The organism is Serratia ureilytica (genome assembly GCF_013375155.1).
In the GTDB taxonomy this organism is placed as follows: Bacteria; Pseudomonadota; Gammaproteobacteria; order Enterobacterales; family Enterobacteriaceae; genus Serratia; species Serratia ureilytica.
Window position 1 is genome coordinate 652,493 of the sequence record NZ_JABXOF010000002.1, and the last position, 12,676, is coordinate 665,168.

Consider the following 12,676-nt stretch of genomic DNA (forward strand, 5'->3'; position numbering starts at 1 on the left):
GTCGGCATGGCAGCCTATCTGATACGCAGACTGTTGCTGGTGATCCCCACGCTGTGGGCGATCATCACCATCAACTTTTTTATCGTGCAAATCGCCCCCGGCGGCCCGGTCGATCAGGCCATCGCCGCCATCGAACTGGGTCAGGGCAGCGGTTTCGGCAGCGGCGGGGTCAATGAAGGCCTGGGGCACGCCAGAGCCGGCGTCCCGGCCGCGACCGAAGGGCAATACCGCGGCTCGCGCGGCCTGGATCCGGAGGTGATCGCCGAGATCACCCAGCGTTATGGCTTCGATAAACCGCTGCACGAACGCTATTTCACCATGCTGTGGAACTACATGCGTTTTGACTTCGGCGACAGCCTGTTTCGCGGCGCTTCGGTGATGCAACTGATCGGCCAAAGCCTGCCGGTCTCCATCACGCTGGGCCTTTGGAGCACGCTGATCATCTATCTGGTGTCGATCCCGCTCGGCATCCGCAAGGCCGTCCACAACGGCAGCGCGTTCGATACCTGGAGCAGCACGCTGATCATTATCGGCTACGCCATTCCGGCGTTCCTGTTCGCCATCCTGCTGATCGTGCTGTTCGCCGGCGGCAGCTATCTCGACTGGTTCCCGCTGCGCGGCCTGGTCTCCAGCAACTTCGATACCCTCTCGTGGCCGGCGAAGATCGCCGACTATCTGTGGCACATCACGCTGCCGGTGCTGGCGACGGTGATCGGCGGTTTCGCCACCCTGACCATGCTGACCAAAAACTCGTTCCTCGACGAGATCCGCAAACAGTACGTCACCACCGCCCGCGCCAAGGGCCTGGACGAGAAAAAGATCCTGTACCGCCACGTGTTCCGCAACGCCATGCTGCTGGTGATCGCCGGTTTTCCGGCCACCTTTATCAGCATGTTTTTCACCGGCTCGCTGCTGATTGAGGTGATGTTCTCGCTCAACGGACTGGGGCTGCTGGGTTACGACGCCACGCTGCAGCGCGACTACCCGGTGATGTTCGGCACGTTGTATATCTTCACCCTGATCGGCCTGCTGTTTAACATCCTCAGCGATATCACCTATACCCTGGTCGATCCGCGCATTGACTTCGAGGCCCGCCAATGAGCCGCCTTAGCCCGATCAATCAGGCGCGCTGGGCGCGTTTTCGCCGCAACCGCCGCGGTTACTGGTCACTGTGGATCTTTCTGGCGCTGTTCACGCTCAGCCTGGCCGCCGATCTTATCGCCAACGACAAACCGCTGTTGGTGCGTTATGAAGGCCGGCTATACCTGCCGTTTATGATCAACTACAGCGAAACCACGTTCGGCGGCGAACTGAACACCGAAGCCGACTATCAGGATCCGTTCGTCCAGCGCCAAATCGACCGACATGGCTGGGCGATCTGGGCGCCGATCCGTTTCAGCTACGACACGATCAACTTCGCCACCGAGGTGCCCTTCCCCTCCCCGCCTTCGCGCCATAACCTGCTGGGCACCGACAGCAACGGCGGCGATGTGCTGGCCCGCGTGCTGTATGGTTTTCGCATTTCGATGCTGTTCGGCCTGGCGCTGACGCTGTTTTCCAGCCTGATCGGCGTGTGCGTCGGCGCGACACAGGGGTATTACGGCGGGCGTTTCGATCTGTGGGGGCAACGCTTTATCGAAGTGTGGTCGGGCATGCCGACGCTGTTTCTGATCATTCTGCTGTCGAGCATCGTCCAGCCCAATTTCTGGTGGCTGCTCGGCATCACTATTCTGTTCGGCTGGATGAGCCTGGTGGGCGTGGTGCGCGCCGAGTTCCTGCGCACCCGCAACTATGACTATATCCGCGCCGCGCGCGCCATGGGCGTGCCGGATCGCGTGATCATGTCCCGCCACATGCTGCCCAACGCCATGGTGGCGACGCTGACCTTCCTGCCGTTTATCCTCTGCGGCTCGATCACCACCCTGACGTCGCTCGATTTTCTCGGCTTCGGTCTGCCGATCGGTTCGCCGTCGCTCGGCGAACTGCTGCTGCAAGGCAAAAACAATCTGCAGGCGCCGTGGCTCGGCATCACCGCCTTCCTGGTGCTGGCAGTGCTGCTGTCGTTATTAATCTTTATCGGCGAAGCGGTACGCGACGCCTTTGACCCCAGCAAGGCGCATTGATATGGCTACACCTCTGCTCGCCATCCAGGATCTCAGCATCGCCTTCCGCCAGGGCGACGCCGTCACGCCGGTGGTCAACGAACTCTCTTTGCAGATAGCCCCGGCGGAAACGCTGGCGCTGGTGGGAGAATCCGGCTCCGGCAAAAGCGTCACCGCCCTGTCGATACTGCGACTGCTGCCCGCGCCGCCGGTGGTTTACCCTGGCGGCGATATTCTGTTCAACGGCAACTCGTTGCTGCATGCGCCGGAGGCTGAACTGCGCAAGGTGCGCGGCAATCAGATCGCGATGATCTTTCAGGAACCGATGGTGTCGCTCAATCCGCTGCACACCATTGAGAAGCAACTGGCGGAAGTGCTGATGCTGCACCGCGGCCTGCGGCGCGAAGCCGCACGCGCAGAGATCGTCGACTGTCTGGAGCGCGTCGGCATCCGCCAGGCCAAAACCCGGTTGCAGGACTATCCGCATCAGCTCTCCGGCGGTGAACGCCAACGCGTGATGATCGCCATGGCGGTGTTAACCCGCCCGAAATTGTTGATTGCCGACGAACCCACCACCGCGCTCGACGTAACTATCCAGGCGCAGATCCTGACGCTGTTGCAAGAATTGAAACAAGAAATGGGCATGGGGTTGCTGTTCATCACCCATAACCTGAATATTGTGCGCCGTCTGGCGGACAACGTGGCGGTGATGCGTCAGGGCCGTTGCGTGGAGCAAAACGGCCGCGCACAGCTGTTCAGCCGGCCGCAGCATCCCTACACACGGCAACTGCTGGCCGCCGAGGACGTCGGCGAACCGCTGCCGCTGCCGGCCGCAGCCAGCGCGCGCCCCGGCGATGAGCGGCCGCTGCTCAAGGTGGAAGATCTGCAGGTGCGATTCCCCATTCGGCGCGGCCTGCTTCGCCGCACGGTGGACTATCACTATGCGTTGAAGTCATTGAGTTTCGAACTGCGCGCCGGAGAAAGCGTGGGGCTGGTGGGGGAATCCGGATCGGGTAAAAGCACCACCGGGCTGGCGCTATTGCGTCTGCTGGCCTCGCAGGGGGCCATCTGGTTCGACGGCGAACCGCTCCACCCGCTGACGATGAAACAAATGCTGCCCTACCGCAGCCGGATGCAAATCGTCTTTCAGGATCCGTATTCCGCCCTCAACCCGCGCCTGAACGTACAGCAGATCATCGCCGAAGGGCTGGAAGTGCACCAGCGGCTGAACGCCGAGCAGCGCGAACAGCGCGTGATCGAGGTGTTGCAGGAGGTCGGCCTGGATCCGCAGCTGCGCCACCGCTACCCCACCGAGTTTTCCGGTGGCCAGCGCCAGCGCATCGCCATCGCGCGTGCGCTGATCCTGCAGCCGCAGTTGCTGATCCTCGACGAGCCGACCTCTTCGCTGGATAAATCGGTGCAGGCGCAGATCCTGACGCTGCTGAAATCGCTGCAGCAACGCCACCGGCTGGCTTATCTGTTCATCAGCCATGACCTGCAGGTGGTGCGTTCGCTGTGCCACCAGGTGATTGTGCTGCGACAGGGAGAAGTGGTTGAGCAGGGAGACTGTCGGGCGATTTTCGCGGCGCCCGCAGCCGACTATACCCGACAACTGTTGCAGTTGGCGGATTAGCGGCGAATTCAGAAGGGGTATTGCGCGCTGAGCGGTTCGGCGATCGCGGCGCCGACGTTTTTCAGGCGGCACATCGTCGCGCTCTCATCGCTGCGCTGCACGAACAGGCAAGGTTCCCCTTCCCATTCGACGATCGCGCAGTCGACCTGAATCTCCTGCAACGACAGATTAAGCTGTTGCATCACCTGCCAGGCCTCGGCCCCTTCATGGCTGAGCAGCTTCAGCCCAATCAGGTTGTTATCCTCGTCTATTCCGTTAAACGGAATCGGTTCGACCTTTACGCCGGTGAAACCGGATAGCCAACGATAACTTTGCGGCAAGCGATGCACTACCGAAAGTTGGATACTCTCCACATGAAATCCCTAGTTTGAAAAGGTGAAACACTTTTACCTGACAGGGTTACTAAGTTATAGCCGTTGACTCCCGACTCTGCCGCGCACAAATGTTATTTAAATGTAAATTTTGCCGCAAGCCATTAACCTGACCCCGTGCTTGCCGATGCCGTGCCATTTTTTGGCGCGCCGTGCGGTGTTATTTCACGGCATTTTGCGACTCAGCTCGCATTTTTGCGTTATATGTAACCCTTTCCCGCAGCGATCTCAACTCTTTTTTCTTGCAATGCGACTACTTTTTCGTCGCCATATTTTTACATTGAGGAAACATTTCACCCGTCGCGTTAGCGCACCTTCCTCCGCTAATACCTTGATTTACATCCCACCTAATGCAAACCGCCCGCACCGACCCGCCGGCAAAACGCCGCGCATACCGGAGGATATCGGGCAGCTCAGCGACGGTATTTTTTAACAAAAAGCACACAGAAGGGTAAATGCCCCATTAATTAGCAGGCATATGTTTGGCAACAAAATTTTCATTGCCGGTTGCACCGCAAACTGGCAAGGCGCAACCCTATGACGGCTCGGGGCAACTTCGCCCCGAACCAGGAGAACGTCAGGCTGCGCGATCGCGCGGCCGGCTGGCGTACAGATAGAACAACACCGCCACAATGCTGCACAGCGCCATCGAAGTGACCATCGGCCAGGCGCTCTTGCCCGGCGCCATCGACAGAACCGCGCCCACCAGCGCGCCGATGCTGAACCGCAACGTGCCGGCCAGGGAAGACGCGGTGCCCGCCATATGCGGAAAATCATCCAGGATCACCGCCATGGCGTTGGAGGAGATCATCGCGATGCACCCCAGATAGACCGCTACGCCGATCACCAGCGCCCAGAAGCCCAGCCCGACGGCGCTCACCGCCAGCAGCCACAGCCCCATCGCCAGCTGCACCAACAGCCCCAGTTTGAACATCTTGACCGCGCCGAACCGCCGCACGTTGCGGCTGTTGATCAGCGTCGTCAGGAACAGGAAGACGATATTCAGCGCAAAGTAGTAACCGAAGTGCTGCGGCGAAACATGGTTCAGTTCGATGTAGACGAACGGCCCGGCGCTGAGGAACGAGAACATGCCGGCGAACGAGAAGGCGCTGGCCAGCATGTAGCTCAGCACCCGCTTGTGGCGGAACAGCGAACCGAAGTTGCCCAGCGTAGTGCGCAGGTGGAACCGCTGTCGACGCTCTTTCGGCAACGTCTCCTTGATGAACAAGGCCACCAGCAGTGAACCGATCAGCGCCGCGGCGCCCATGGTCCAGAAGATGGCATGCCAGTTGAACCACAGCAGCAGCGCCCCGCCGATCATCGGCGCCAGCAGCGGCGCGATGGTCATCACCAGAATGACGAACGACATCATGCGCGAGAACTCGTCCTTGGTGAACATGTCGCGCATCAAGGCGTTGATCACCACGCTGGCGGCGGCGGCGGCCAGTCCGTGCAAGAAACGCAGTCCGATCAGCTGATCGATCGACTGCGCCATGGCGCAGGCGCAACCGGCGATGGCGAAGATCAGCGTTCCCCACAGGATCACCGGTTTGCGGCCGATGCTGTCCGACATCGGCCCATAGAACAGCTGCCCGAAGGCGAAGCCGAGCATATAGGCGCTGAGCGTCATCTGCACGCTGCCGGACTCGACGCTAAACTGGGCGGCGATCACCGGCATGCTGGGCAGGTACATGTCGATGGCCAGCGGCATCAGCATGGACAGCAGGCCCAGAATGAAAATCAAACCGAGATGAGAGGTTCGGTTCTGTTGCACGTTCCACGACTCCTTAATCGGCCGCAATCAATGATCGGTTATCAGTCCTGCAGGTGCGGCGCGCCCACGCTGGCGATCTCTTCTTCGGTCAGTGGGCGATATTCGCCCGGCGCAAGATCGTCATCCAGCACGATGGCGCCGATGCGCTCACGGTGCAATTCGATCACCCGATTGCCGACCGCAGCGAACATCCGCTTCACCTGGTGGTAGCGCCCTTCGCTGATGGTCAGGCGCACCACATGCTCGTCAACCTGCTCCAGCGTCGCCGGCCGCGTCAGATCTTTCTCGTTGTGCAGTTGCACCCCTGCGGCGAAACGCTGCGCGGTGTCTTCCGCCAGCGGGTGCTCCAGCGTCACCAGATAGGTTTTCTCGCAGTGGTGGCGCGGCGAGGTGACGCGGTGCGACCACTGGCCGTCGTCAGTCATCAGCACCAGCCCGGTGGTGTCGATATCCAGCCGCCCGGCGGCGTGCAGTTTGTACGCGACCGGCTCATCGAGGAAGTACAGCACCGTCGGATGATCGGGATCGTCGGTGGAGCAGACGTAACCCTGCGGTTTGTTGAGCATGAAATAGCGCGGGCCGTTCTGCTGCTGCAGCGGATTGCCGTCGAACGCCACCTCTTGTTCCGGGGTCAGTTTGACAGCCCCGCTCTTCACCACCTCACCGTCTACGGTGACGCGTTTAGCCCGAAGTTCGCGCGCGACCAGCGCACGGCTGATGCCTAACTGCTGAGATAAAAACTTGTCCAATCGCATGGGATCTGCTTTGCCTGTCGTTGTTATGATCGCATTGATCGTATTGCCAAAATATGACGCCCGCCGTTGCACCGGGTGCAAATGGCAGGCTCAGGGGGGAAATCGCGTGGGGGCACAGCGATTGCTGTCACACGAGTATAGCGGCACAACGCGCTGCCCGACAGGGGTAATTTTCACGCTTCTCGCACCGCGCGCGCTCAGAAGGCATAATATAGACATTTCTCGGTCGCCCGGGGCGTAAAATGTCAGCGTTTCTGTGGCAACAGCGCTGACAAACCTAACCCCCGCGGCCCATTCCAACCTACGGCGTTCATTTATGGCCTTTACCCTACGCCCCTACCAACTGGAAGCGGTCGAAGCCACCATCAACCATTTCCGGCGGCATCCCGAGCCTGCGCTGATCGTGCTGCCGACCGGCGCCGGCAAAAGCCTGGTGATCGCCGAGCTGGCGAAGCGCGCCCGTGGGCGAGTGCTGGTGTTGGCGCACGTCAAGGAACTGGTGGCGCAAAACCACGCCAAATACTGCGCCTACGGCCTGGAGGCGGACATCTTCGCCGCCGGGCTGCAACAAAAAGAGAGCGCAGGCAAGGTGGTGTTCGGCAGCGTGCAGTCGGTGGCGCGCAACCTGCCGCTGTTCGACGGCGCCTTTTCGCTGCTGATCGTCGATGAATGCCATCGCATCAGCGACGACGACGACAGCCAGTACCAGCAAATCATCCAGCACCTGCAGAAAACCAACCCGCAATTGCGGCTGCTGGGGCTGACCGCCACGCCGTACAGGCTGGGCAAAGGCTGGATTTATCAGTACCACTACCACGGTTTCACCCGCGGCGACGGCGCCAGTCTGTTTCGCGACTGCATCTACGAGCTGCCGCTGCGCTACATGATCAAGAATGGCTTCCTGGTGCCGCCGGAGCGGCTGGATATGCCGATCGTGCAATATGACTTCAGCAGGCTGGAAGCCAGAAGCAACGGCCTGTTCAGCGAAGCGGATCTGAACCGTGAGCTGAAGCGGCAAAACCGCGTCACGCCGCACATCATCAGCCAGATTGTGGAGTACGCCGACGATCGCAAAGGCGTGATGATCTTCGCCGCCACCGTCGAGCACGCCCGTGAGATCCACGGCCTGCTGCCGAACGGCGAAGCCGCGCTGGTCAGCGCCGAAACGCCGCCCGCCGAGCGCGATGCGCTCATCGAGGCGTTCAAACAGCAGCGGCTGCGCTATCTGGTCAACGTAGCGGTATTGACCACCGGTTTCGACGCGCCGCACGTCGATCTGATCGCTATCCTGCGCCCCACCGAGTCCGTCAGCCTGTATCAGCAGATCGTCGGGCGCGGGCTGCGTTTGGCGCCCGACAAAAAGGATTGCCTGATCCTCGACTACGCCGGCAACCCGCACGATCTGTTTACGCCGGAGGTCGGCGTCAGCAAGCCGCACGGCGACAGCCAGCCGGTGCAGGTGTTCTGCCCGGCCTGCGGTTTCGCCAACCTGTTCTGGGGCAAGTGCACCGAAAACGGCGACATCATCGAACACTACGGCCGCCGCTGCCAGGGCTGGCTGGAGGACGACGACGGCCACCGCGAACAGTGCGATTACCGCTTCCGGTTCAAGAGCTGCCCGCACTGCGGCGCGGAGAACGACATCGCCGCACGCCGCTGCCATCAGTGTCAGGAGGTGTTGGTCGATCCCGACGACATGCTGAAGGCGGCGCTGAAGCTGAAAGACGCGCTGGTGCTGCGCTGCGGCGGCATGGAGTTGCAAAGCGGCCGCGACGATAAGGGCGAATGGCTGAAGGCCATCTATTACGACGAGGACGGCACCAGCACCAGCGAGCGCTTCCGCCTGCAGACGCCGGCGCAGCGCAAAGCATTCGAGATGCTGTTCCTGCGCCCGCACCAGCGCGCGCCGGGCGTGCCGTTCGCCTGGCACACCGCCGCCGACGTGCTGGCGCAACAGCAATCGCTGCGCCATCCGGATTTCGTGGTGGCACGCAAGCGCGGGCAGTTTTGGCAGGTGCGTGAGAAAGTGTTCGATTATCAAGGCCGTTTCCGCCGTGCCAATCAGTTGGCCTGAGCGAACGGCCCTCAATCTGGGCAGGTTTTCGTTGCCCTGCGGGCGGCTTTCCGTTAAAATGCCGCGCGCTTTACCTGGGCCTGCCCAGCGTTAAAGCGGAATTCCGAACTTGCTACTTGGGTCGCCTGTAGCAGGGTAAATTTTCTTTTAAGAGAAAAAACAATGTTCACTATCAATGCAGAAGTACGTAAAGACCAGGGTAAAGGTGCGAGCCGCCGCCTGCGTGCAGCAAACAAATTCCCAGCTATCGTTTACGGTGGCAAAGAAGCTGCAGTTTCCATCGAATTGGATCATGATTCTGTCAAGAACATGGAAGCTAAACCAGAATTCTACAGCGAAGCAGTAACTCTGGTTATCGACGGTAAAGAAACCAAAGTTAAGGTTCAGGCTGTACAGCGTCACCCGTTCAAGCCAAAACTGGCTCACATCGACTTCGTTCGCGTTTAATCGCTACGTTTTCGAACCTTTCGGGACGCCGAAATAAAGAACGCCGCAATTGCGGCGTTTTTTATTGTCTGCGATTCGGCAAGCTTACTTGCCGCTGCCGGTCCGGCGTTGCAGCTGATCGCGCAGGTTCGGCGGCGTGCCTCTGATGGTCAGCGTGTCGGTGGCCGCATCCCAGAAAATGCGCTCGCCGAGCAGCATGGCGTCGAAGTTCAGACTGATACCGCCGCCGCTGCCGGCGAATTTGGTCAGCTGACGCAGCGTGCCGCGATCCGCCGGGAAGCTCTCTTCCAGCTCATACCCTTGCTCGCTGGAGAACTGCATGAAGTCTTTCTCGCCGACCGGCGACAACTCCTGCGACAGCGCCTGCAGTTCGATCTCTTCGCCCGCCTGCAGCTGTTCGTTGCAGTAGCTGTACACCTGCTGGCGCACCGACTGGCGCTCATTCTTGTCCAGCTGCGCGTCGGCGCAGTAGTCGTCCACCGCCTGCAGCAGCCCGCGGTTTTGCGCCTTGGTGTCCAACCCTTCGGACGCCGCCAGGAAATCCATGAAGAAGTCGGCGACCTTACGGCCCACGCGCCCGCGCAGGAAGGTCAGATAGCGGGTCGATTCCGGGTTGGTTTCCCACTCGGTCAGATCGATGCGCGCAACGATATCGGCGTTGTTGATGTCCAGATAGTGCGTAGTGTTGATATCCAGCTCTTCGTTGACGCGCATGCTGTTACGGCTGTTCAGCACCGCGATCAGCAGGAACTCGACCGCCAGATAACGGTATTGGCCGAACAGCACCACGCCGCCTTCGGCGAATGGATACTTCGCCAGTTCGTCGCGCAGACGGCCGGTCGCCGCGCGGCTGAAAGCCAGAAAGTCCTTATCGTCCTTGCGGCAAGTGCGTAGCGCTTCCGCCAGCTCGCTGCCCTCGTTGAACAAGCCCAGGGCCTTGCTCTTGGCGCTGTAGACGCGATGCAGTTCCGCCATCATTTCTTCCACCGCCGCGTTGGTGGGAAGCAAGGAATCGCGCAGCACCACGTCCAGCGTTTGCTCGTCGCGTTTCACCAACTGGTGCAGAGCGATCTGGTCGATATCCAGACTCATGGTAAATCCTCCTGTTCTTTAGGCGCGTATTCAAACACTGAAGGCCCCGCCCTGCAATACTAAAAAACCGCGGCAAACCGGAAAGGCGCAGCGGTGAGCGGCCCCGTCGTGGGCGAACCCTTTCCCGAATGACAGGAAGTGATAAAAGAGCGGAAAATCACTGTCCTATACGGTAAGATAGGGCACTTTGCAGATTACTAAGCGCAATTTTATGCCACAATCATCCCGTTACAGTGACGAACACGTTGAACAACTGCTCTCAGAGCTGGTCAATGTTCTGGAAAAACACCATACCCCCACCGATCTTTCCCTGATGGTGCTGGGCAATATGGTCACTAATTTGATCAACACCAGCGTTGCCCCCGCGCAGCGGAAAACCCTGGCGAGATCGTTCGCGGAAGCCCTGCAGGCTTCTGTCCGTGAAGATAAAGCGCATTAATATTTATTTATGGTGACAAACCGTCAGCGTTATCGTGAAAAAGTCTCCCAGATGATCAGCTGGGGGCACTGGTTCGCCTTATTCAACATCCTGCTCGCCCTTGGGCTGGGCAGCCGCTACCTGTTTGTCACCGACTGGCCCGCTTCCCTGCTGGGCCGGGTCTATGCCCTGGTCAGCCTGCTGGGGCATTTCAGCTTTATCGTGTTCGCCGGCTATTTGCTGGTGATCTTCCCGCTCACCTTCGTGGTGATGTCGCAGCGGCTGCTGCGATTTATTTCCGCCGCGCTGGCCACCGCCGGGCTCACGCTGTTGCTGGTCGACAGCGAGGTGTTCTCCCATTTCCACCTGCACCTCAATCCGGTGGTGTGGGATCTGGTGGTCAACCCGGATCAAAGCGAGCTGTCGCGCGACTGGCAGCTGATGTTTATCTGCGTGCCGGTGATCTTCCTGGTGGAGATGCTGTTCGGCACCTGGAGCTGGCAGAAGCTGCGCAGCCTGAACCGCCGCCGTTTCGGCAAGCCGCTGGCGGCGCTGTTCATCAGCGCCTTTTTCGCCTCGCACCTGATTTACATCTGGGCCGACGCCAACTTCTATCGCCCGATCACCATGCAGCGGGCCAACCTGCCGCTCTCGTACCCGATGACAGCGCGCAAGTTCCTCGAAAAACACGGCCTGCTCGATCAGCAAGAATATGAACGCCGCCTGGTGCAACAGGGCAATCCGGAAGCGGTGGCGGTGGAGTACCCGCTCAGCGATCTCAGCTACGGCGATAAAGGCAGCGGCTATAACCTGCTGATGATCGTGGTGGACGGCATTCGCGCCAAAGACGTGGCGCAGGACATGCCGACGCTGACGCGTTTCGCCCAGGAAAACGTGCGCTTCAGCGATCACTACAGCTCGGGCAACCACGCCGACACCGGGCTGTTCGGCCTGTTCTACGGCATTTCCCCGACCTATCTGGACAGCGTGCTCGCCGGCCGCAAGCCGTCGGCGCTGATCAACGCGCTCGGCGAGCAGGGTTACCAACTGGGGCTGTTCTCGTCCGACGGCTTCAACGCCAGCCTGTACCGTCAGGCCCTGTTGACCGACTTCTCGCTGCCGACGCCGGCGCCGCAAAGCGACGCGCAAACCACGCAGCAATGGCAACGCTGGCTGACGGATCAGGGCGACAAAGAGCCGTGGTTCTCCTATATCAACTTCAGCGGCGCCGAGCCGGCCGAAGGCGCTAAAACTCCGGCGCCGGCCGATTTTATCCAACGCTATCGCACCGGCGCTCAGGACGTGGACAGCCAGATAGCCCAGGTGCTGGACACCCTGAAACAGCGCGGCCTGCTGGATAAAACCGTGGTGGTGATCACCGCCGAGCACGGCGTCGAGTTCAACGACAGCGGCAAAGGCCAATGGGGCGCCGGCACCGCCTTCAACCAGGCGCAGCTGCAGGTGCCGCTGGTGATCCACTGGCCGGGCACGCCGGCGCAGACCATCAACAAGCTGACCGGCCATAACGACGTGATGCGTACCTTGATGCAACGGTTGCTGCACGTGAAAACCGCGCCGAAAGACTATTCGCAGGGCGAAGATCTGTTTACCGCCCAGCGCCGCAACAACTGGATCGCAACCGGCGATGGCAACCAGCTGGTGATCACCACGCCGACGCAGACGCTGATGCTGGACAACAGCGGCAACTATCGCGTCTACGATCAGAACGGCGATGAAATAAAAGACGAGAAACCGCAGCTTGCTCTGCTGTTGCAGGTGCTGACCGATGTAAAACGCTTTATCGCCAACTAACTGCTTAAAACTAAAGCAATCAAGTGGTAAGGCGCTTGCATAAACATCGAGAATCGGTAGTATGATTTTTCATAGCGTCGGCATGTAGCGCAGCCTGGTAGCGCACCGTCATGGGGTGTCGGGGGTCGGAGGTTCGAATCCTCTCATGCCGACCAAATTCAAGAAAACCTGCTGTAACAGCAGGTTTTTTTTCGTCTG

At 60.1% G+C, this 12,676-nt stretch carries 11 protein-coding genes and 1 tRNA gene; 8 read left to right on the plus strand and 4 right to left on the minus strand.

Annotated elements, in window-relative coordinates; translation table 11 throughout:
- Positions 1–6 precede the first annotated feature (6 nt).
- Genes HWW83_RS06510 through yejF form a run of 3 tightly spaced genes read left to right on the plus strand, consistent with a single transcriptional unit; the run spans position 7 to position 3,735 of the window.
- Positions 7–1,101 (plus strand): microcin C ABC transporter permease YejB, encoded by a 1,095-nt coding sequence (locus HWW83_RS06510; protein WP_176589126.1) that lies wholly within the window; start codon positions 7–9, stop codon positions 1,099–1,101.
- Entirely contained in the window at positions 1,098–2,123 is a 1,026-nt protein-coding gene (locus HWW83_RS06515) for an ABC transporter permease (RefSeq protein ID WP_176589127.1), read from the plus strand. The genes HWW83_RS06510 and HWW83_RS06515 overlap by 4 nt, the downstream gene beginning before the upstream one ends.
- Before the next feature lies 1 nt (position 2,124).
- Positions 2,125–3,735 carry a microcin C ABC transporter ATP-binding protein YejF gene (gene yejF, locus HWW83_RS06520; RefSeq protein WP_033643820.1) on the plus strand — a complete coding sequence of 537 codons (1,611 nt, stop codon included), beginning with the start codon at positions 2,125–2,127 and terminating at the stop codon, positions 3,733–3,735.
- Positions 3,736–3,743: 8 nt separating this feature from the next.
- Here the strand turns inward: yejF and HWW83_RS06525 are convergent, their stop codons facing one another.
- The 3 genes from HWW83_RS06525 to rsuA all read right to left on the minus strand — a co-directional run bounded on the left by HWW83_RS06525 (position 3,744) and on the right by rsuA (position 6,635).
- A complete protein-coding gene (locus HWW83_RS06525) occupies positions 3,744–4,088 on the minus strand; it encodes a YejG family protein (protein WP_004935763.1) in 345 nt (114 codons plus the stop codon).
- Positions 4,089–4,683: 595 nt separating this feature from the next.
- Entirely contained in the window at positions 4,684–5,880 is a 1,197-nt protein-coding gene (locus HWW83_RS06530; protein ID WP_176589128.1) for a Bcr/CflA family multidrug efflux MFS transporter, read from the minus strand.
- 41 nt (positions 5,881–5,921) lie between these two features.
- Entirely contained in the window at positions 5,922–6,635 is a 714-nt protein-coding gene (rsuA, locus tag HWW83_RS06535; RefSeq protein WP_033652527.1) for a 16S rRNA pseudouridine(516) synthase RsuA, read from the minus strand.
- A 316-nt stretch (positions 6,636–6,951) separates the two neighbouring features.
- Here rsuA and radD point away from each other — a divergent pair, with 316 nt between their 5' ends.
- Positions 6,952–8,709: a DNA repair helicase RadD gene (radD, locus tag HWW83_RS06540; protein WP_047574306.1), complete on the plus strand. Its 1,758-nt coding sequence runs from the start codon at positions 6,952–6,954 to the stop codon at positions 8,707–8,709.
- A 162-nt stretch (positions 8,710–8,871) separates the two neighbouring features.
- Positions 8,872–9,156, plus strand: coding sequence for a 50S ribosomal protein L25 (gene rplY / locus HWW83_RS06545; RefSeq protein WP_004935776.1), 285 nt, complete (start codon positions 8,872–8,874; stop codon positions 9,154–9,156).
- A gap of 84 nt (positions 9,157–9,240) precedes the next feature.
- Here the strand turns inward: rplY and yejK are convergent, their stop codons facing one another.
- Positions 9,241–10,248, minus strand: coding sequence for a nucleoid-associated protein YejK (gene yejK / locus HWW83_RS06550; RefSeq protein WP_176589129.1), 1,008 nt, complete (start codon positions 10,246–10,248; stop codon positions 9,241–9,243).
- 211 nt (positions 10,249–10,459) lie between these two features.
- On the opposite strand from yejK, the gene HWW83_RS06555 reads away from it, so the two are divergent.
- The 3 genes from HWW83_RS06555 (at position 10,460) to HWW83_RS06565 (ending at position 12,633) form a co-directional block, all read left to right on the plus strand.
- Complete coding sequence (locus tag HWW83_RS06555) at positions 10,460–10,687, plus strand: YejL family protein (RefSeq protein ID WP_004935782.1); 228 nt, start codon at positions 10,460–10,462, stop codon at positions 10,685–10,687.
- Positions 10,688–10,696: 9 nt separating this feature from the next.
- Positions 10,697–12,478 (plus strand): LPS biosynthesis-modulating metalloenzyme YejM, encoded by a 1,782-nt coding sequence (yejM, locus tag HWW83_RS06560; RefSeq protein ID WP_033643825.1) that lies wholly within the window; start codon positions 10,697–10,699, stop codon positions 12,476–12,478.
- Positions 12,479–12,556: 78 nt separating this feature from the next.
- Positions 12,557–12,633, plus strand: a tRNA-Pro gene (locus HWW83_RS06565).
- The last annotated feature ends 43 nt before the right edge of the window (positions 12,634–12,676 follow it).

Bases quoted from the DNA above. Each gene is read 5' to 3' on its own strand.
- yejM (WP_033643825.1), top strand. From the start codon at position 10,697: ATGGTGACAAACCGTCAGCGTTATCGTGAAAAAGTCTCCCAGATGATC.
- rsuA (WP_033652527.1), bottom strand. From the start codon at position 6,635: ATGCGATTGGACAAGTTTTTATCTCAGCAGTTAGGCATCAGCCGTGCG.
- radD (WP_047574306.1), top strand. From the start codon at position 6,952: ATGGCCTTTACCCTACGCCCCTACCAACTGGAAGCGGTCGAAGCCACC.
- yejK (WP_176589129.1), bottom strand. From the start codon at position 10,248: ATGAGTCTGGATATCGACCAGATCGCTCTGCACCAGTTGGTGAAACGC.
- HWW83_RS06555 (WP_004935782.1), top strand. From the start codon at position 10,460: ATGCCACAATCATCCCGTTACAGTGACGAACACGTTGAACAACTGCTC.
- rplY (WP_004935776.1), top strand. From the start codon at position 8,872: ATGTTCACTATCAATGCAGAAGTACGTAAAGACCAGGGTAAAGGTGCG.
- HWW83_RS06510 (WP_176589126.1), top strand. From the start codon at position 7: ATGGCAGCCTATCTGATACGCAGACTGTTGCTGGTGATCCCCACGCTG.
- HWW83_RS06515 (WP_176589127.1), top strand. From the start codon at position 1,098: ATGAGCCGCCTTAGCCCGATCAATCAGGCGCGCTGGGCGCGTTTTCGC.
- yejF (WP_033643820.1), top strand. From the start codon at position 2,125: ATGGCTACACCTCTGCTCGCCATCCAGGATCTCAGCATCGCCTTCCGC.